The organism is Pseudomonas fluorescens (assembly GCF_902497745.1).
GTDB classification, from domain to species: domain Bacteria; phylum Pseudomonadota; class Gammaproteobacteria; order Pseudomonadales; family Pseudomonadaceae; genus Aquipseudomonas; species Aquipseudomonas fluorescens_BM.
In genome coordinates, this window is record NZ_CABVHJ010000015.1 from 104,028 (window position 1) to 122,393 (window position 18,366).

Consider the following 18,366-nt stretch of genomic DNA (forward strand, 5'->3'; position numbering starts at 1 on the left):
CGTTCGCGGCGAACAAGCGTAGCCTCCATAAAATTTGTTTTTGATTCGTTAAGTTTGTTACCGCTCGCAAAGACGTCATCATCGCCGGGTTCTACCCCATCTACAATCCAGTCGACCAGTCTGATCTGCTGCCCCTGCGGAAACAGCCCCAGATAGTAGTTCCAGATACGATTGCCGGGTTCTTCATTGCCGCGCCGCGTCTGAAACCAGTCGAACAGCCCTATCGAATACGTCACGGGAGTTTGTGCTTCGATCGTGACGCTACTGTCCTGGACACTGGAAAGGGTGGTTCCATTGGTGAGAATCTTCTCCCCGTTCAGCGTCAGGCGCGCACCGATCTGAGTCGTACCAGCGCTCGATGAGGATACCCAGAACGTGCGAACCTGAGGGTGGGCGCTGTCATTTTCCACATCATCCTCGTCTGCTTCTCTGACTGAGAATGGAGTTTGCGACTCTAGGGTAAATCGTCCTTGTTCAGTGCTCGCGACCCAGCCTTCGCGCAACGTCTTGCCAGTGCTGTAATGAATGAGTTGGATGCTGTCCATTACCTGCGCCGGTACGTGCATAACATTACCGTCGGTATCTACCCCGGAAACCAGAACTTGCACTTTCACCTGCATCCGGCCGTTAGCGAACAGCGACTTGCTGCGAGTAGCATCGTTGGCATCAAACTTGACACTCATTCTGGCAAGACCTGCAAGAATCGGCTCAATGGTTTGCTGACCGTGTGTAGCGTCCATGCTTTCGCTCATGATGTATTCCTTTGAAGAGTTATATTTAAATATTGACATCGAACATATGCCAACAAAAAAATTACAGACCTTTCAAATAAACAGCAAAGCGAAAAATGTAAGAAACATACACTTGCAAGTCTCTAGCTTTTTACGATCTTTTATCCGCTAAACCACTTTCTTCCAGCCACAAGGATTAATGCTCGTCGTTATAAATGAATTTTGGCATTTCCCAATGAAAACGGATGGCCAGCAGACGTAACAAAAACCCGCCGAACAGCGTGATCAGAATGGCTTGTTCGCCTGGCACATTCAGATAAAGACACAGCATGTAGCACCACGCCGCAGCAAACGAGACACTCGCATAAAGTTCACGCCGAAAGATCAGCGGAATGTCGTTGCAGAAAATATCGCGCAAGATGCCGCCAAATACCCCGGTGATCACGCCGCTGACCGACGCCACCAGCATGCCGTGGCCCATTTCCAGGGCGGTCATGCAACCGATCAGTGTGAACGCCACCAGACCGACCGCGTCGAGCACCAGAAACAGCGAACGCAAGTGGCGCATCCAGCGCGCTGTGAATACGGTAAACATCGCCGCGACGGAAGTCAGCACCAGGTATTCCGGATGTTTGACCCACGTCAGCGGGTAGTGCCCGAGCAGCACATCACGTACCGAACCGCCACCCAACGCCGTGATGCAGGCAATCAGCACCACGCCAAACCAGTCCATGCCGCGACGGCCGGCAGACAGGGCGCCAGTCATGGCTTCGGCAGTGATAGCGATCAGATAGAGCATCAGCAACATGGTGGCGATCCAGGCAGGAAGGCGCGCAGTCTAGCCATTTCGCGCCAGTACCAAAAGAGATGACGTTAACCTTGTTCCAGTTTGAAACTGCCGTCCTTGATGACGGAACGGATAGCCAGTTGATGCTCCGTGCCGAATTGGTCTAGCACCTTGAAATGAAATACGCCTTCGTGTGAGGACGCCTGCTGATCTCGCCAAAAGTCACGAGACCACGAAACCACGGCGGTCAACTCCCCGTCCCGATCATTGACCCGGACCGTGTATTGAGCGACCGAATAAGACCTGACCGGGTTCTGCGCGGTTACGCGCCCGGTGAGCAGCGGTAAAACAACGCCTATTTTGCGGCGATCCGGTCTGACCAGCACGCCCTTGAGTGCATTGACCTTTTCGCCCCCGACGTATCCGTTAATGTGGTTTCCATAGGCAAATTCGATACTGCCCGTCTGGTTGTCCTTAACCCAGTCCATCAACTTGATCTGTTGCCCTTGAACATAAAGGCCGAGGTAATAGTTGAAGATTTTGTGCCCGCTCTTCTCGTCTCCGCGGATGACCGGCTCCCAGCGAAAGTTCTCGATCGCATACCGTGGCGGCGCCTGTGACTCTATCGTGACACTGCTGTCATGCATGCTGAACAAAGAGCTGCTGTTGGTGTAGATAAACCGTCCATTGAGGAAGATGCGAGCGGCAATCCGTGTGGTTGCGGCACCCTCAGCCGAGACCCATAGAGTTCGCACCTGTCGTTGAATGGACTCGGTTGCACCGACCGTAGCGGTCGAATTCGTAGCCTTTCTGGCGCTCGGAGCTTCGCTGGTAAACTCACCCGGCTCGACAGTGGCACGCCAGCCATCCTGCAAGGGCTTGCCCGTGTGGTAATGAACCAGTTCTATGCTCTGGAACACGTCATCCGGAATAACAGCGTAGTTTCCGGAGACGTCCACGCCGGATACCAGAACCTGAACTTTGACTTGCATACGACCGTTGCCGTATAGCGTCTTGCTCAGCGTGCTGGCGTCACCACCAAGCGTGACTTCGAAACGGGAAATTGAATCCAGAGTAACAGGTTCAGCCTGCAACTCCGGTGTCTCTTGTACAAACTCTTCCATGAAAGTTTATCCCTTTTGTATTTTCAGAAAAAATTAAAGTATCAGCCTCGTTCCAGCCTCAAGCTTCGTTCCTTAAAGTTAGTGCGGATAGCCAGTTTATGTTCAGTGCCAAACTGATCCAGGGCGGTGAAGCGGAAGACCTCAGATCTGTCGACGAGCGGTTGATTTCGTGCTGCCGGGGACAGTGCCTGGACAACAGTCAGTTCTCCGATGCGATCGTTGACTTTAATCTCATAATCTTTCTCATGATAAATAAACCTGATGGACTCTGGCGAAACACCGAAAGCCTCGACAAACGGTAACGACATATTAAATGTGTGCCCGTCGGGGTGGATCAGAACGCCAGCCTGAAACGCCGCATTCCATCCATCGACTTTATTACCGAAGGCAAATACAACGTTCTCATCAGCCCCCCCAGCAATCCAGTCCACTAACTTCACCTGTTGTGCATGGGGATACAAGCCAAGGTAGTATTTGTAAATACGCTGATTTTTAAACCCGCCGTCATACCAGACATTTTCCCAACGGAACTGCTCAATCGCATAGGTTACCGGCTCAATGGCCTCAACGCTGATACTGCTGTCATGCCTGCTCGACAGAGTTGTTCCATTACTGCGAATGACTGTGTTATGAAACTTTATGGACGCACCGATCTGAATGGTTTCCACATTTTCGCTGGAAACCCAGAACGTGCGTACCCGGCGCTGGCCCGAAAGATCCTCGTCTCCATCATCCTCATTCGCCATAACGGTGGCGTGCGCTACTGCCAAGGTGAAACGGCCCTGCTCCGTACTGGCTCGCCAACCATTGCGCAAGGTTTTGCCGCTGTCATAGTGAATAAGACGAATACTCTCCATTATCTCGTCGGAAACAGCGACGACGTTACCATCGCGATCCACACCAGCCACTACAACCTGCACCTTGACCTGCATGCGCCCATTGGCATATAGCACTTTGCTCCGACTGGATGCACCCGCGTCAAACTTTACGGCAAAACTACCGATGCTTTCTGCCGCATCTGACTCAACGAGTTGATCCTGTGACGTACTCAATCCTTCACTCATTAACTTCTTCCATGATGTATATTAATTCGAACAATCCAGGGTTCGAACATAGAGCACAATTAATAACATACACCGAGAAAAAAACCGCGCCCAAAGTGTAAGAAAAAACAAAAAAATCAATCATTAATTCAACTGGCGCACTTAATTAAAACTTTCCAGAACCATTACCTTATTCAAGCATTTGGGCCTCAATCAGCATCTGCCACACACAAGCTTGCATTTTTTAACAAAATCACCACCCAACACAACGTCCCCAGTTAACGTCATCAAACTGGCTTGCCCGCTCGTAAATATTAGATAAAGGTAAAAGCTGCAACATCAGAGTATTGCAACAATAACGCTGAAATGAAGTCTTCTTCAAAAGATTGCCGGGATGTTATTGCAATAGATGCCGCCGATCAGGGCAAACGCCATCCAGCCATTTCACGCTGGCTCGACAGAGCGCGAGCGACACGTTCCAATGCAGGAGCCACCTGTGGCAGCTCCTGCACAAACCACATCAAAACTTGATGAAATGCTTGCGGTAATGCTGCAGTTCGGCGATCGATTCGCGAATATCGTCCAGTGCCAGGTGCGTGCTGCCCTTCTTGAAACTGTCGCGCACATCCGGCGCCCAGCGCGCGGCCAGCTCTTTGAGCGTAGAGACGTCGAGGTTGCGGTAGTGGAAGTAGCTTTCCAGCGCTTTCATGTGGGTATAAAGGAAGCGACGATCCTGGCAGATGCTGTTGCCACAGATCGGCGATTTGCCCTTCGGCACCCACTTTTCCAGAAAGGCGATGGTTTCGGCCTCGGCTTCAGCCATGCTGATGCGGCTGTCGCGCACGCGTTGGGTCAGGCCGGAGTTGCCGTGGGTGCGGGTGTTCCACTCGTCCATGCGCGCGAGCACTTCGTCGCTGTGGTGGATGGCGATCACCGGGCCTTCGGCCAGCGTGTTGAGATCGCTGTCGGTAACGATGGTGGCCATCTCGATGATGACGTCGTTTTCAGGATCCAGACCGGTCATTTCCAGGTCGATCCAGATCAGGTTCTGCGGGTTTGGCATATTTCGGCTCCTAGGCAATGCTGCGCAGTTTAGCCTAGGCCGCTTGCCGGGCGTGCTAAACTCGCGGCCGTTTTACCTAATCGCTGCATTCTTCAGACGGAACACCCATGGCCAAACGCCAACTCAATCGTCGTCAAAACTGGCGCATCGAAAAGATTCAGGGCGAACGCGCCGCACGCGCCGCCAAACGCGAGTCCTCGGCTGTCGAAGCCCTTGAGGGCGGCGACCTGGGGCCAGAACAAACAGGCCTGGTGATCGCCCACTTCGGTGTACAGGTCGAGGTCGAAGCCGTTGACGGTGATCAGGCCGGCCAAGTGTTTCGCTGCCACTTGCGCGCCAACCTGCCCGCGCTGGTAACCGGCGACACCGTCGTCTGGCGCGCCGGCAACCAAGGCATCGGGGTGATCGTTGCGCAACTGCCGCGCACCACCGAACTGTGCCGCCCGGACAGCCGTGGCCAGCTCAAACCGGTTGCGGCCAACGTCGACATGATCGTCATCGTCTTCGCCCCATTGCCCGAGCCACATGCCAACCTGATCGACCGTTATCTGGTCGCGGCCGAACACGCCGGCATCCGCCCGTTGCTGCTGTTGAACAAATTCGACCTGATCGACGAGCAGAACGCTCCGGCGCTCAATGCGCTGCTGGCGGTGTACCGCACGCTGGGTTATCCGGTGCTGGAAGTCTCCGCGCATCACGGCAACGGCATGGAACAGCTGCAACAGCAGCTCGACGGGCGCATCAGCGTATTCGTCGGCCAGTCCGGTGTCGGCAAGTCGTCGCTGGTCAACAGCCTGCTGCCAGAAGTCGAAACCCGCGTCGGGCCGTTGTCCGAGTTGTCCGGCCAGGGCACGCATACGACGACCACCGCACGACTGTTCCACTTTCCCGGTGGCGGTGAGCTGATCGACTCCCCGGGCATCCGTGAATTCGGCCTCGGTCACGTCAGCCGTGCCGACGTTGAAGCAGGTTTCATCGAGTTCAATGACCTACTCGGCACTTGCCGCTTCCGAGACTGCAAGCATGACCGCGAACCGGGTTGTGCGTTGCTCAAGGCGTTGGAGGATGGTCGTATCCAGCAGCAGCGGATGAACAGCTACCGCTCGATCATCGCCAGTTTGCCTGAAAACGGCTATTAACTAGCCAGACACAAAAAAGCCGCGATCATCTCGCGGCTTTTTTTTGCCTCAAACGCTGGCCGGCGGTTTCGGCACAACCACCTTTGGCTCAGGCTTGCGAAACGCATACAGATGCTGATGCACAATCCCGCCAGGCAACTCCTTGCCAAAAACGCCGTAACGTACCGGCCATTCTTTAGGCGGCAATTTGAACGTGCCGAACAGCATGTCCACCAGCGGCGTGTGGATCGCGTAGTTCTTGTAGATGTAATCCTTGTGCCGGGCGTGGTGCCAATGGTGGTAGCGCGGCAGCACGATCAGGTAGTTCAGCCAGCCGCCGTTGATCCGCACGTTGGCGTGGGCCAGTACCGCCTGAACACCAACCAGAATCACGTAGGCATTCAACGCTTGCGGCGCGAAGCCCAGCAGCATCAATGGCACCAGCACACCGGTGCGGGTCAGCAGGATTTCAATGAAGTGCACGCGCGAGCCGGCGAGCCAGTCCATGTGGGTGCTGGAGTGATGCACCGCGTGGATGCGCCACAGAAATGGCACCACGTGATAGAGCCGGTGCAGCCAGTATTGGCCGAGATCGGCGACCAGGATTGCCAACAAAAACTGCACCACCAGCGGCAGGCTTTGCACACTTGCCTGCAAGCCTGGCGACACCGCCCAACCGGCGATGTAACTCGAAGAGGCGGTGATGAAGATCAGGATGAACTGCACCAGCATGTGGCTGACGAAGAAGTAGGTCAGGTCGGTGCGCCAGTGCGGACGCAGGATGTTTTGCTCAGGGTCCTTGGAATAGAGTTTTTCCAGCGGAATGAACACGATCGCCGACACCAGCAGCGCCAGCACAAACCAGTCCAGACCGAGCGAGTACGGGGTCTGCCCGATCGAGCTGACTTGGACATTGGTGCCCCCAAGGAATACCGCCAGCCCCGACGCCACCAGTCCGGTAATCCCCAGACGTTTGCGCTTGTTGAGCAGGATATTCAGGGTGCCGAGGCTGAACGACAGCACCAGACCGAGCAACAGCGTGGTGCGCGCGAACTGCTCGTCATAGACCTTGCGCAGTTCGGCCGTGGTCAGCCATTCCGGGAAGAGGAAACAGAACACCGCCAACAGGCTCAACAGCCCGAGGGTGGCCGAAATATAGCCACTGACCCGCCCCTCGCCAAACTTGAAGGGTGCGTTGCCATGCCGTTGAAAATAGGCTTTGAGTCTTTCCATTAACTGATCTTCCGTGATTGCGAAAACTGCGACTGGTCATTGCGACGCAGGCAGAAACAAAAAAGCCACGGTAACCGTGGCTTTTTGTCGATTACTGCTTGGGCGCAGGTGCCGGTGCAGTGGTTGCCGGCGCCGGCGCCGCACTCCCCGGTTCCGCCGGTTTCGGCGCGGCGTCATCAAACAGATTCAACCGTTCACGCAACTCATGCGCCGGCACCGGCTGCTGATCCGCCGGCAGCGCATTCGGATCAATCGGTGTCGCCGGAGCGGCACCGTTCTGGCCTTGATCTGCCGGTTTCGCCGGATCGGCACCTTGCGCACCTTCAATGGCCGCCTGGGCTTTCTTGGTCAGCACAACAATGTCGATACGGCGGTTGACCGGGTTGAACGGGTTTTCCTTATCGAACAGTGCCGACGAGGCATAACCGACGACCCGCGCCACTTGCGCATCCGGATAGCTGCCGGCGATCAGTGCACGTCGGGCAGCATTGGCACGGTTGGCCGACAATTCCCAGTTACCGAAATCACCGGTGCCGGTGTACGGCTTGGCGTCGGTGTGACCGCTGATGCTGATCTTGTTCGGCACCGCTTTGATGGTGTCAGCCATGGCCAGCAGGATGTCTTCGAAGTACGGCTTCAGGCGTGCAGAACCCGAGTCGAACATCGGCCGGTTCTCGGCATCCATGATCTGGATACGCAAGCCGTTCGGGGTGATCTCGAAGAGGATCTGATCCTTGAATTTCTGCAGTTGCGGGTTCTCGTCGACCTTGTTTTGCAGTTCTTGCAGCAGCAGTTCGAGGCGCTCTTTCTCGACCATTTCGGCCATGCCTTCAACCTGCTCGGTGTCGACGGTGACCTTGTCCGGTTGCGGCTGGGATTTCACCTCAGGGTTGAGGGTATTTTCCGGCGCCAGAGTCGGTGTGCCACCCAGGTCGATGATGTACGGCGTGCCGCTTTCGGAGAAGCCGACCGGGTCTTTGAAGTAACCGGCGATGGCGATCTTCTGCTCCGGCGTTGCGGTGGACAGCAGCCACAACACCAGGAAGAACGCCATCATCGCCGTGGCGAAGTCGGCGAAGGCGATTTTCCACGCCCCACCGTGATGCCCGCCGGCTATGCGCTTGACGCGCTTGATGATAATCGGCTGATTATTTTCCATTTCTTAGCGACCGCGAACGGCTTGTTCCAGCTCGGCAAAGCTTGGACGGTGGGCCGGGTACAGCACCTTGCGACCGAACTCGACCGCCAGCGACGGCGGCATGCCGGAAGCCGAAGCCACCAGCGAGGCCTTGATGGCTTCGTAGACGTTCAGCTCTTCCTTGGCGTCGTGGGCCAGGGAATGCGCCAACGGGCCGAAGAAACCGTATGCCGCGAGAATACCGAAGAAAGTACCCACCAGTGCCGCACCCACGTGCAGACCGATGGACTTCTGGTCACCTTCACCCAGCGAGGCCATCGTCACCACGATACCGAGTACCGCCGCGACGATACCGAAACCGGGCATGGCGTCGGCGATGCCGTTCACCGCGTGGGATGGATGCTCGAGGTCTTCCTTGAGGCTGTACAACTCCATGTCGAACAAGCCTTCCAGCTCGTGCGGGGCCATGTTGCCGGAAGACATGATGCGCAGGTAATCGCAGATGAACGCGGTCATGCGCTCGTCTTTGAGCACGGCCGGGTACTTGGCGAAAATCGGGCTCGCGGCAGCGTCTTCGATGTCGCCTTCGATGGCCATCATGCCTTCGCGGCGGCTCTTGTTGAGGATCTCGTAGATCAGGCCGAGCACTTCCAGATAGAACGTGTGGCTGAAGCGCGAACTGAACATGCTCAGAGATTTCTTGAGCACGTGCATCGTCATGTAACCGGGGTTGGCCTGCAGGAATGCACCGAGTGCAGCACCACCGATGATCAACACCTCGAAAGGCTGGATCAGGGCGGCAATCTTGCCGTGGGAGAGCACGTATCCGCCGAGCACGCTCGCGAATACGACGATGATGCCGATAATTTTAGCCATAGGTAGAAAGTACTTACTTAAGTCGGGTTCAAGGTCATATTCGGAAGTTAAAAAATCTCTTCTTCTACTTATCGGCAAAACTGCGCCAGACTATAGCCAGTTCAGGCGAAAAGCCAATTTAGCCCATGCCGGGCGCGTCTACAGTCAGTGAAGATCCCGTCCAGACATGGCTAATGAAACGAACGTCCCACACGCAAAACCGACCACCCTCGACGGCTGGGTAAAGTTGCTCGATGGCGTGCGACTGCCCGTCCCGCAAGAGGCTCACGACAAAGTCTGCCGCGCGATCCGTGACAATCGCAGCTCGCTGCGCGACATCGCCGACCTGATGCAGGACAGCCCGGCACTGGCCTTGAGCATCATCCGTGAGGCGAATCGTCACACCCACGGCACCATGGCCACGCCAGCGGAAAACCTCGAGGTGGCGATCAATCGTCTGGGCCTTGCCCGTACCGAAGAACTGCTGGCGCGGTTGCCTGCAGAACCGCAGATGCAAATCCCCAAGGCCCTGCGTCAACTGCAAATGATCAGCCAGCACGCGACGCAACAGGCCAACGGTTTTTTCGCCAGTCGCCTGGCGCGGCTCTGGCAGGACATTCATTGGGGCAGCCTGCTGTTTCTGTCGCCGCTGTGGCCGTTGGCGCTGACGTATCCGCAATTGCTTGAAGAGTGGGAGCTGCGGGTTATCCATAAGGGCGAATCGGCCCGCGTGGTCGAGAAGCAATTGTTCGGCGTGCGTCTGCTGAAAATCGCCGAAGCGCTGGTGCAAGTCTGGCACCTGCCGATCTGGGTGCAGCAGGGCTACAAGCTGTTGCTCAGTGAGCAGCGCGAACTGGTGAAAGTGTTGCGTATTGCTCGCGACAGCGAGCATCCGCTGCGCCAGCAGAATCGCCTCGACGATGACCCGACCCTGCGCCGCTGGCTCAATCAACCGGCCAACACCGTGCTGCTGGCCAATGGTCTGGCGCTGTCGGCGCAACAGGCCTGGGACAGTCCGCACAGCGAACGCTGGCAATACCTGACCAGCCTTTATCTGCAAATCTCGATGGACGAGGTGCAACAACAGTTGCACCAGCAAGCCGCCAACAGCGCGCGCCATCATGCGATGCCGGACTTGTGGCATCCGGCGGTCTCGTTGTTGTGGCCATTGGGCACTCGTCGTTTGCCGGCCGGCATGCTGCCCGCCGCCGCGCCAAGCGCTGAAGACCTGGGCCTGTGGCGCAAGCAATGTGCCGAACTGCTCGCCGAACCGAGCCGCTTCACCAATGCCATGAGCCTGACCGTCGCCGCCCGTGATGCGCTGGTTGCCAGCGGCATGCGCCGGGTGATGATTCTGATGGCAGACCGTACGCAGTCCAATCTGCGCGTGAATCAAACCGCCGGCCTGCCGAAAGAAGCGGCGGCGCTGAATTTTGTCGTCAGCCAGAGCAGCGTGCTGCAAAGATTGCTGGCGCAACAGGCGCAGGTACGGATCACCCCGGAGAACAACGCGCAGTTCTCCGCCCTGCTGCCGCCGGGCCTGCGCACGCTGTTTCGTGGCGAGCACCTGTTCCTGCGCTCTCTGGTCAACAATGGCCGGGTGATCATGATCGTCGTCGCCGATCAGGGCGGCGGACCGTTCGCCGACATCACCGTGCAAGCCTTTGGCAAAACCGCGCAGTGCATCGAAAAGGCCCTGCACAGCTTTAGCAGCCGTGCCCGATGAGGCTGCGTTACAATCCCCCCCTTTGTGCTCTGGAGACCTCACATGTCTGACTTCTCTGGCTTGCCGCTCGTCATCGAGCCGAGCGATTTGCTCCCGCGTCTCGATTCCCCTGAACTGATTCTGGTGGATCTGACCAGCGCTGCCCGCTACACCGAAGGTCATCTGCCCGGCGCACGCTTTGTCGACCCGAAACGCACTCAGCTCGGCCAGCCGCCGGCGCCGGGCCTGCTGCCGGCGAAAGCTGATCTGGAGGCGCTGTTCGGTGAATTGGGCCATCGCAAAGACGCGGTCTACGTTGTTTACGATGATGAGGGCGGCGGCTGGGCCGGGCGTTTCATCTGGCTGCTCGACGTGATCGGTCACGACAAGTACCACTATATAGACGGTGGTCTTCCAGCGTGGCTGGCGGATGGCATGCCGATGTCGATCCAGGTTCCGCCAATTGTCGGTGGGCCGCTGGCATTGACCCTGCACGAAGAGCCGACCGCCACGCGCGAATACCTGCAAAGCCGTCTCGGCGCCGCCGATCTGGCGATCTGGGATGCGCGCGGGCCGCTGGAATACTCCGGCGAGAAAGTACTGGCCGCCAAGGCCGGGCACATCCCCGGCGCGGTCAATTTCGAATGGACTGCCGGCATGGACAAGGCTCGTCAGTTGCGCATTCGCACAGACATGCCGCAGATCCTCGAAGACCTCGGGATCACCAAGGACAAAGAAATCATTACCCACTGCCAGACCCATCACCGGTCGGGCTTCACTTATCTGGTGGCCAAGTCCCTCGGTTATCCGCGGGTCAAAGGCTACGCCGGTTCCTGGGGCGAATGGGGCAACCACCCTGACACGCCAGTCGAGATTTAAGGTTTTTTAAGGACAACCAATGAAAGAGCGTCTGTTTATCCTCAGCCAGTACCTGCTGCCTCATCACCTGCTGTCGCGCCTGGCTGGCTGCGTTGCCGAATGCCGCGTGCGCTGGTTCAAGAATGCCTTCACCCAGTGGTTCGCCAAGCGCTACCAGGTGGACATGTCGCAAGCGCTGGTCGAAGACCTGACCGCTTACGAGCACTTCAACGCCTTCTTCACTCGAGCCCTGAAAGACGGCGCGCGTCCGCTGGACGAAACCCCGGGCGCGATCCTCAGCCCGGCCGACGGCGCGGTCAGCCAGCTCGGCCCGATCGAACACGGTCGCGTGTTCCAGGCCAAGGGCCACAGCTTCAGCGTGCTCGAACTGCTCGGCGGTGATGCGGCCAACGCCGCGCCGTTCATGGGCGGCGACTTCGCCACCATCTACCTGTCGCCGAAGGACTACCACCGCGTGCACATGCCGCTGGCCGGCACCCTGCGCGAAATGGTCTACATCCCGGGCCGGATCTTCTCGGTGAATCAAACCACCGCGGAAAACGTGCCGGAGCTGTTCGCCCGCAACGAGCGCGTGGCGTGCATCTTCGACACCGAGCGCGGCCCGATGGCGGTGGTACTGGTGGGCGCGATGATCGTCGCTTCGATCGAAACCGTATGGGCCGGTCTGGTCACCCCACCGAAGCGCGAACTGAAAACCTTCCGCTACGACGAAGCCGCCCGTGCGCCTATCCATCTGGAAAAAGGTGCCGAACTGGGGCGCTTCAAGCTGGGTTCGACCGCGATCGTGCTGTTCGGGCCGGATCAGGTGAAGTGGGCTGAAGAACTGGTCGCGGGTTCGCCAGTGCAGATGGGCCAAGGCCTGGCACTGCCAAAAGCCTGAATGCTGTGAGCCACTGATCCGCCCGTTCGCACGTCTGCGAAAGGGCGGATTCAACTCGGTGGCGCCGTTACTCTATCTGCCCACGAAAGCCGATCGGGCCTTCGTTGACATAGGTATTGGTGCCGCTGAGGTTTTTCCCGCCATCACTGGACGTGACGCTCAACGCGATAACGTTCTGATTGTCCCGGCCGCCAATCACCCACTTGCCGCCCGGATGCCATGGGGCATCATTGCCACCCCACTGATTCTCGACGTTGTACTGGTTCTGACCGGTGCGTTGCGCCTTGAAGCCAATGGGACCTTCCCCGGCATAGGTCATGGTGCCGGTGAACGTTTTGCCGTCATCGCGCGAATTGATCTCGATAGCGACGACATTCTGGTTGTCCCGCCCGCCGAGTACCCAGGTTCCACCCGGATGCCACGGCGCCGAACTGCCACCCCATTGATTTGCCACTGCATATTTAGACATGAACCTCATCTCCTTGAAGTTTCGGGAGACCTGCCCGAGGTTGACGGCAGGCCGTGCAACCGTGCGTTTCCGATCGCACGCCTGAGAGACTAGTAGGGCTCACGAACTGGCATCCGGCCAGCAGACCAGCGGTCAAAAAACTTGACGCTATCCGGCGAAACAGGCCACAGCTGCTAGAGTTTTGGGCATTGCCCATTTCGCCGCCGGAGCCATTTACGGCATGAGTGAGTCTCGCCCGCAACCTTCTCTGAGCACCCCGACCCCAACGCAAACGCGCCTGTCGTTTTGCGACGCCACCCCACGCGACCTAAAGCGCTGGATTGCCGACCTGCCCAAGGCCAATATCGGCGAAACCGCCCGCCTGCTTTATCAAGGCCTGGGCGAACTCAACCAATTGCTTACGCCCAGCGACAACCGCCTCAACCTGCTGGAGCTGCTGCGCCCCGAGGTATATTTCGTCTGCCAGCATCTTGAGCGACATTTCCTGCATCAGGCGATCATGCTCGACGAGCGTTCGCGCAAGATCAGCAATCTGTGCCAAGCCCTGCAAAGCCACTTGGCGATCGGTTACAAACAGATCGTTCTGCGGATCGCGCCAAAGTACAGCAAGGATCGTGCAGCGCTGGTCGGTTTGGCTTTGCAACGGGCGGCGCATGCGTTGAAGGGACAGCTGGTTCGCGCCACCCAGCTGTACAGTTCGCCGCCGGAGCATCTGTGGTTTGAATTGCATCAGCTCTATCGCACAGCGTGTGAGTTGCAGCTGCAACAGCGGCGCGTGCATGACGATCTGGCCAGCCTGACCACAGAGTTGAGCCTTGAACAGACCTACATCGCCGCCCTGCTCCTGGGCAGCGCGCGCTGCAATCAACTGCGCCAGAACCAGATCGCCCGGCTCGCCGAAGTGCTTGAACCCTGGAGCGCCCAGCTCAAGCTGCACCCCGGCAGTCCCGACGACGGCTTGTTTGCGGTCAGCGCCGAACTCGATGTCGGGCCGCGCTACCGCAGCATGTTTCGCAGCGAGCAACGCGCCGGTCTGCTTGGCTTTGACCCGCAACCGCTGGTGAACACCCTAGAAGCGCATTTGCTGCATCAGGACACCTCCAGGCCCCTGCCCGTCCCGACCGGCCTGAGTTTCGACACGCTGCAACATTTACATGCAACGTGGGGCGAAGCGGCCGAGCGCAGTTTTCAGCGCACCGTCGGCCAGGGCAATCTGACCGTGTGCGTGGGCATGAGCGCCCTGCACTTCTACCTCGGCGGCGAACGCAGCTTCAGCGACATGCTCAAACATCCCGGCGCCCGCGCAGCGAATTTCAGCAACGCCGTGGCCAAAGGTGAAAAGGACAGCTGGAGCCAGGCGTTCGACGCAGCACCGCAAAATAACGAGCAGTTTTTGCCCTACGAAGAAATCCAGTACGACCATCTCATCGAAGACGAAAGCAGCGCCGACGCTGCGCCGCACTATCCGACTTACGCATTGCCAGTGATCAATCACAGCCCCGGCGGTTACTGCCTGGCGTGGCCAAATGAAGTGCCAGCCGAATTGCAGGCCGGAGAAATGCTCGGGATTCAGGACAGTGTCAGTCAGGGCTGGAGCATCGCGGTGATTCGCTGGATCCGCCAGGTACGCGGGGGTGGCACACAAATGGGCATTGAACTGGTGGCGCCGCACGCCCAGCCCTGCGGTTTGCAACTGGTGCGTTCGCGGGAAGATCACAGCCAATATCTGCGCGGATTACTGTTACCGGAGATCAGTGCGATCGATGTGCCGGCGACTCTGCTGGCACCGCGCCTGCCGTTTCAGGAGGGCAGCAAAGTGCTGATCAATACTCAGGGCGAAGAACACCGCGCCGGTCTGGATCGACGGGTGGCGAGTACGCATAGTTTCAATCAGTTTGCCTATCGCTCGCTGGAGGCCGCGCAGAATGGCGGGAGCGAGGAGGATTTTGATTCGTTGTGGAAATCGCTTTGAGTGCTCACCGATAGTCCGGCGGCGTGGCCTTCGCGAGCAAGCTCGCTCCCGCAGGGATTGTGTGAACACACAGATCCAATGTGGGAGCTTGCCTGCAAGCGATAAGGCCGGTTCAGGCAATGAAGATCTCAGAGCTGCCCATCACGATCGCGAAAGCCCAGCAGATACAGCACGCCATCCAGACCCAACGTCGAGATCGCCTGCTTCGCCGACTGTTTGACCAATGGCTTGGCGCGGAACGCCACGCCCAGCCCGGCAATTGCCAGCATCGGCAGATCATTCGCACCGTCGCCGACCGCGATGGTCTGCTCCAGACGCAAACCTTCCTTGTGCGCCAGCTCTTTCAACAGATCAGCCTTGCGCTGCGCATCGACAATCGGCTCGATCGCCACGCCGGTGCACTTGCCGTCGACCACTTCCAGCTCGTTGGCGAACACGTAGTCGATGCCGAGTTTGGCCTGCAATTGCTTGGCGAAATAGGTGAAGCCGCCGGACAGGATCGCGGTCTTGTAACCCAACCGCTTGAGTTCGGCGAACAGCGTTTCGGCGCCCTCGGTCAGACGCAGCGAGGCACCGATCGAATCCAGCACGCTGACATCCAGACCTTTAAGCAAGGCCAGACGTTCTTTGAAGCTGGCGCGGAAATCCAGTTCGCCGGCCATGGCCCGCTCAGTGATTTCGGAGACTTGTTCGCCAACTCCGGCAGCCTTGGCCAGTTCGTCGATAACCTCGGCCTCGATCAGCGTCGAGTCCATATCGAACACCGCCAGACGACGGTTGCGACGGAACAGCGAATCTTCCTGGAAGGCGATGTCGACATTCAGCTCTTGGGCAACGCTAAGGAATTCGGCACGCAGCGCCTGCGGATCAGCCGCTTCGCCACGTACGGAGAACTCGATGCAGCCCTTGCCTTTGTCCGCCGGGGTGTCCAGCGGCATACGACCCGACAGACGGTCGATGTGATCGATGTTCAAGCCATATTTGGCGGTAATCGAGCTGACGGCCTGCAATTGGCCGGCGGTCACTTTGCGGGTCAGCAGGGTGACGATGTGGCGCTTCTTGCCCTGATTGCCCACCCATTGCTGGTAGTCCTCTTCGGACACCGGGGTGAAGCGCACCTGCTGGTCGAGCTCGTAGCCCTTGAACAGGATATCCTTGAGCACGGATTTACCCTGCTCCGAATCGGGAATTTCAACCAGAATGCCGAACGACAGGGTGTCGTGAATAACGGCCTGACCGATGTCGAGAATGTTCACACCACCCTGTGCCAGAACACCGGTAATGGCTGCCGTCAGACCCGGACGGTCGACTCCCGTGATGTTAATCAGGACGATTTCGCGCAACGCGCACCCCCGCAACTGGAAAAAAACCGCATTCTACCCACTTTCAGTGACCATCGGGCACCGCGAGCGCTTTGCCGGTCTAGGGCCTGTCGCTATACTGCGCGTCAACTTCACGGACAAAAGAGCCGAGCTCAGTGAACCGGCCCACGCCAGTTAAAACCGATAACTTCTTCCTGCTGATCTTCCGTGCACTGCGCCATCGCCGTGTACCGATTGCATTGCGCATTGCCAGCCATAACGTGATCCTGGTCGCTCTGGCCCTGGTGATCTATGCCGGCGTGATGGGTTTGCAATTCAAGCAGGCCATGCACCAGCAAGCCGATGCGCTGGGCGAAAGCCTGACCACGCAGACCGCGACCTCGGCCACCGAGCTGTTGGTGTCCAACGACATCCTCAGCCTCAACGTGCTGCTCAACAACCTGACCAAGAACAAACTGGTGGCCCACGCGGCGATCTACAGCGTGGATAACCGCATCCTCGCCGAGTCCGGTCAGCGGCCCAAGCACAGCCTGCTGGGCGAAGCCGAAGGCATGTACGAGAGCAAGATCACTTTTCAGGACGTGACTGCCGGGCAACTGCGCATCAGCCTGGACATGGATCAGTTCCAGCAGCCGATGACCATCAGCCTGCAAAGCATGGGCATTCTCAGCGGTATTCTGTTGGCACTGTCGCTGGCCCTGAGCCTGCGCATGGGCCGCTACCTGTCGACGCCGCTGCTGCAATTGCGCGTCTGGTTGCGCCGCATCGACGAACACACGCCGGGCATCGATCGTCAGGATGAAATCGGCGATCTCGCGCGTCAGCTGCACGCCAATTACGCGCCGGAGCCTGCTCCTGAACCGGAGCCTGAGTTTGAGGACGAAGAAGACGAGCCGGAGTTCGAGGTGCGCAACTTGCGTGATCCGAGTTTCGACGAAACCCGTCCGATGGCCGCGCAGAAGCCGGCGCCGCGACATCTGGTCAGCACCGTCGAAGACGATGATGACGATGACGCCTTCGCCGACCTGCGCGACGAGTCGCTCAATGACGCACCACAACCCGTCGTCCGCCAACCGTCTCCAAGCGTGCCGCAGCACACCGCCGTACTGGCCGTGCAACTGGGTTCTCAGGAGCAACTGCGCCGCTTGCCACGGGCACGCCTGGAAGAGTTGCAGGAGCGCTATCGCGACTGCCTCGATCAAGCCGCTTCGTTGTATCAGGGCGAAATCGAAACCCTGAACGATGGCAGTACGCTGATGCTGTTCCACACCGAAGACAGCGGCGACGATTACCTGACCAATGCAATCTGCTGCGGCGAGTTGCTGCGGGCGCTGGGTCATCAGTTGCAGATTGAAGTCGCGGACAGTGGCATTACCTTGCAATTGCAGTTGGGCCTGACCTTGGGTGATGAGCTGTTTGGTCTGAGCCAGATTGATCTGTTGCTGACCGATTCGGCGCAGGATGCATTGGCTCTGTCACAACACAGCCGCAATCTGCTGCTGGTTGAACGCAAGATCGGTGACGATGCGCTGATCCGCCAGCGTGCGCGGATCCGTCCGATTGCCAGCCCTGAGGGTGCTTGCTGCGTCGAGCGGTTGATGGAGCCTTATCCGTCGATGCTGGAGCGGCAGCTGGCGCGGATGCATGAGCGTCGGGCGTAAGCCTTGGGCCTGAAACACAGAAGCCCGCAGACGAGTGATTGTCTGCGGGCTTTTTTGTGGGTGTGAGGCCTTAAGAGCCCCTCATCGGAACGCCGCCCGCCTAGCCCTCTCCCAAAGGGAGAGGGAACCGATCCGGGGATATTGCCGGAATACACCGACCTGCACGTCCTGCTTTGAATCCATAACCGCCAAGCGCTTGCAGGTCGATGTATAGCGCCAGACACCTCGGTCAGTCCCCTTTCCTTCCGGGAGAGGGGACTGACCCGGGGATATTCCAGAGCCACACCGACCTGCCCCTGCCCTACGGAATCCATAATCGCCAAGCTCTTTCAGGTCGATGCATAGCGCCAGACACCTGGGTCGGCTCCCTCTCCCTCGGGGAGAGG

Annotated in this window: 16 protein-coding genes; 6 read left to right on the top strand and 10 right to left on the bottom strand. The window is 58.3% G+C overall.

Translation table 11 applies throughout. The features are described 5' to 3' along the window. The 5 genes from F8N44_RS22005 to orn form a co-directional block, all read right to left on the bottom strand. A partial coding sequence (locus F8N44_RS22005; RefSeq protein WP_191630935.1) for a hypothetical protein occupies positions 1 to 752 on the bottom strand: 752 nt, incomplete at its 3' end. A gap of 175 nt (positions 753 to 927) precedes the next feature. After that, entirely contained in the window at positions 928 to 1,539 is a 612-nt protein-coding gene (locus F8N44_RS22010) for a trimeric intracellular cation channel family protein (RefSeq protein ID WP_150651779.1), read from the bottom strand. Between the two features lie 65 nt (positions 1,540 to 1,604). Continuing rightward, positions 1,605 to 2,642 carry a hypothetical protein gene (locus tag F8N44_RS22015; protein ID WP_150651780.1) on the bottom strand — a complete coding sequence of 346 codons (1,038 nt, stop codon included), beginning with the start codon at positions 2,640 to 2,642 and terminating at the stop codon, positions 1,605 to 1,607. Positions 2,643 to 2,683: 41 nt separating this feature from the next. Next, positions 2,684 to 3,706 carry a hypothetical protein gene (locus F8N44_RS22020; protein ID WP_150651781.1) on the bottom strand — a complete coding sequence of 341 codons (1,023 nt, stop codon included), beginning with the start codon at positions 3,704 to 3,706 and terminating at the stop codon, positions 2,684 to 2,686. Positions 3,707 to 4,205: 499 nt separating this feature from the next. Continuing rightward, a complete protein-coding gene (gene orn / locus F8N44_RS22025; RefSeq protein ID WP_034151653.1) occupies positions 4,206 to 4,748 on the bottom strand; it encodes an oligoribonuclease in 543 nt (180 codons plus the stop codon). 107 nt (positions 4,749 to 4,855) lie between these two features. On the opposite strand from orn, the gene rsgA reads away from it, so the two are divergent. Further along, positions 4,856 to 5,887, top strand: a complete 1,032-nt coding sequence (gene rsgA, locus F8N44_RS22030) for a small ribosomal subunit biogenesis GTPase RsgA (RefSeq protein ID WP_122599323.1) — start codon at positions 4,856 to 4,858, stop codon at positions 5,885 to 5,887. Between the two features lie 48 nt (positions 5,888 to 5,935). Here rsgA and F8N44_RS22035 read toward each other — a convergent pair whose 3' ends face one another. The 3 genes from F8N44_RS22035 to motA form a co-directional block, all read right to left on the bottom strand. Further along, complete coding sequence (locus F8N44_RS22035) at positions 5,936 to 7,099, bottom strand: sterol desaturase family protein (RefSeq protein ID WP_150651782.1); 1,164 nt, start codon at positions 7,097 to 7,099, stop codon at positions 5,936 to 5,938. A 91-nt stretch (positions 7,100 to 7,190) separates the two neighbouring features. Continuing rightward, positions 7,191 to 8,258, bottom strand: a complete 1,068-nt coding sequence (gene motB / locus F8N44_RS22040; RefSeq protein WP_150651783.1) for a flagellar motor protein MotB — start codon at positions 8,256 to 8,258, stop codon at positions 7,191 to 7,193. Positions 8,259 to 8,261: 3 nt separating this feature from the next. Then, positions 8,262 to 9,113, bottom strand: coding sequence for a flagellar motor stator protein MotA (gene motA / locus F8N44_RS22045; protein WP_007915795.1), 852 nt, complete (start codon positions 9,111 to 9,113; stop codon positions 8,262 to 8,264). A gap of 166 nt (positions 9,114 to 9,279) precedes the next feature. Between motA and F8N44_RS22050 the strand changes: the two genes are divergently transcribed. From F8N44_RS22050 to asd, 3 genes are read left to right on the top strand one after another with little or no spacing between them, the layout of a single operon-like run. Further along, positions 9,280 to 10,818: an HDOD domain-containing protein gene (locus F8N44_RS22050; protein WP_150651784.1), complete on the top strand. Its 1,539-nt coding sequence runs from the start codon at positions 9,280 to 9,282 to the stop codon at positions 10,816 to 10,818. Positions 10,819 to 10,860: 42 nt separating this feature from the next. Beyond that, on the top strand, positions 10,861 to 11,676 hold the full coding sequence (gene rhdA, locus F8N44_RS22055) for a thiosulfate sulfurtransferase (protein WP_150651785.1): 816 nt from the start codon (positions 10,861 to 10,863) through the stop codon (positions 11,674 to 11,676). A 19-nt stretch (positions 11,677 to 11,695) separates the two neighbouring features. Then, positions 11,696 to 12,556 carry an archaetidylserine decarboxylase gene (gene asd / locus F8N44_RS22060; RefSeq protein ID WP_008079215.1) on the top strand — a complete coding sequence of 287 codons (861 nt, stop codon included), beginning with the start codon at positions 11,696 to 11,698 and terminating at the stop codon, positions 12,554 to 12,556. Positions 12,557 to 12,623: 67 nt separating this feature from the next. Here asd and F8N44_RS22065 read toward each other — a convergent pair whose 3' ends face one another. Next, positions 12,624 to 13,025 carry a hypothetical protein gene (locus F8N44_RS22065; protein ID WP_038360321.1) on the bottom strand — a complete coding sequence of 134 codons (402 nt, stop codon included), beginning with the start codon at positions 13,023 to 13,025 and terminating at the stop codon, positions 12,624 to 12,626. 220 nt (positions 13,026 to 13,245) lie between these two features. Here F8N44_RS22065 and F8N44_RS22070 point away from each other — a divergent pair, with 220 nt between their 5' ends. After that, a complete protein-coding gene (locus tag F8N44_RS22070; protein WP_150651786.1) occupies positions 13,246 to 14,997 on the top strand; it encodes a molecular chaperone in 1,752 nt (583 codons plus the stop codon). Positions 14,998 to 15,125: 128 nt separating this feature from the next. Here the strand turns inward: F8N44_RS22070 and serB are convergent, their stop codons facing one another. Beyond that, complete coding sequence (gene serB / locus F8N44_RS22075) at positions 15,126 to 16,340, bottom strand: phosphoserine phosphatase SerB (protein ID WP_008079219.1); 1,215 nt, start codon at positions 16,338 to 16,340, stop codon at positions 15,126 to 15,128. Positions 16,341 to 16,474: 134 nt separating this feature from the next. On the opposite strand from serB, the gene F8N44_RS22080 reads away from it, so the two are divergent. Continuing rightward, complete coding sequence (locus F8N44_RS22080) at positions 16,475 to 17,980, top strand: AhpA/YtjB family protein (RefSeq protein WP_150651787.1); 1,506 nt, start codon at positions 16,475 to 16,477, stop codon at positions 17,978 to 17,980. The last annotated feature ends 386 nt before the right edge of the window (positions 17,981 to 18,366 follow it).

What these genes read in the sequence shown, in the direction of transcription:
- orn (WP_034151653.1), bottom strand. Translation starts at nt 4,748, where the DNA reads ATGCCAAACCCGCAGAACCTGATCTGGATCGACCTGGAAATGACCGGT.
- asd (WP_008079215.1), top strand. Translation starts at nt 11,696, where the DNA reads ATGAAAGAGCGTCTGTTTATCCTCAGCCAGTACCTGCTGCCTCATCAC.
- F8N44_RS22035 (WP_150651782.1), bottom strand. Translation starts at nt 7,099, where the DNA reads ATGGAAAGACTCAAAGCCTATTTTCAACGGCATGGCAACGCACCCTTC.
- F8N44_RS22015 (WP_150651780.1), bottom strand. Translation starts at nt 2,642, where the DNA reads ATGGAAGAGTTTGTACAAGAGACACCGGAGTTGCAGGCTGAACCTGTT.
- F8N44_RS22065 (WP_038360321.1), bottom strand. Translation starts at nt 13,025, where the DNA reads ATGTCTAAATATGCAGTGGCAAATCAATGGGGTGGCAGTTCGGCGCCG.
- rhdA (WP_150651785.1), top strand. Translation starts at nt 10,861, where the DNA reads ATGTCTGACTTCTCTGGCTTGCCGCTCGTCATCGAGCCGAGCGATTTG.
- rsgA (WP_122599323.1), top strand. Translation starts at nt 4,856, where the DNA reads ATGGCCAAACGCCAACTCAATCGTCGTCAAAACTGGCGCATCGAAAAG.
- motA (WP_007915795.1), bottom strand. Translation starts at nt 9,113, where the DNA reads ATGGCTAAAATTATCGGCATCATCGTCGTATTCGCGAGCGTGCTCGGC.
- F8N44_RS22010 (WP_150651779.1), bottom strand. Translation starts at nt 1,539, where the DNA reads ATGTTGCTGATGCTCTATCTGATCGCTATCACTGCCGAAGCCATGACT.
- F8N44_RS22020 (WP_150651781.1), bottom strand. Translation starts at nt 3,706, where the DNA reads ATGAGTGAAGGATTGAGTACGTCACAGGATCAACTCGTTGAGTCAGAT.
- motB (WP_150651783.1), bottom strand. Translation starts at nt 8,258, where the DNA reads ATGGAAAATAATCAGCCGATTATCATCAAGCGCGTCAAGCGCATAGCC.
- F8N44_RS22050 (WP_150651784.1), top strand. Translation starts at nt 9,280, where the DNA reads ATGGCTAATGAAACGAACGTCCCACACGCAAAACCGACCACCCTCGAC.
- F8N44_RS22070 (WP_150651786.1), top strand. Translation starts at nt 13,246, where the DNA reads ATGAGTGAGTCTCGCCCGCAACCTTCTCTGAGCACCCCGACCCCAACG.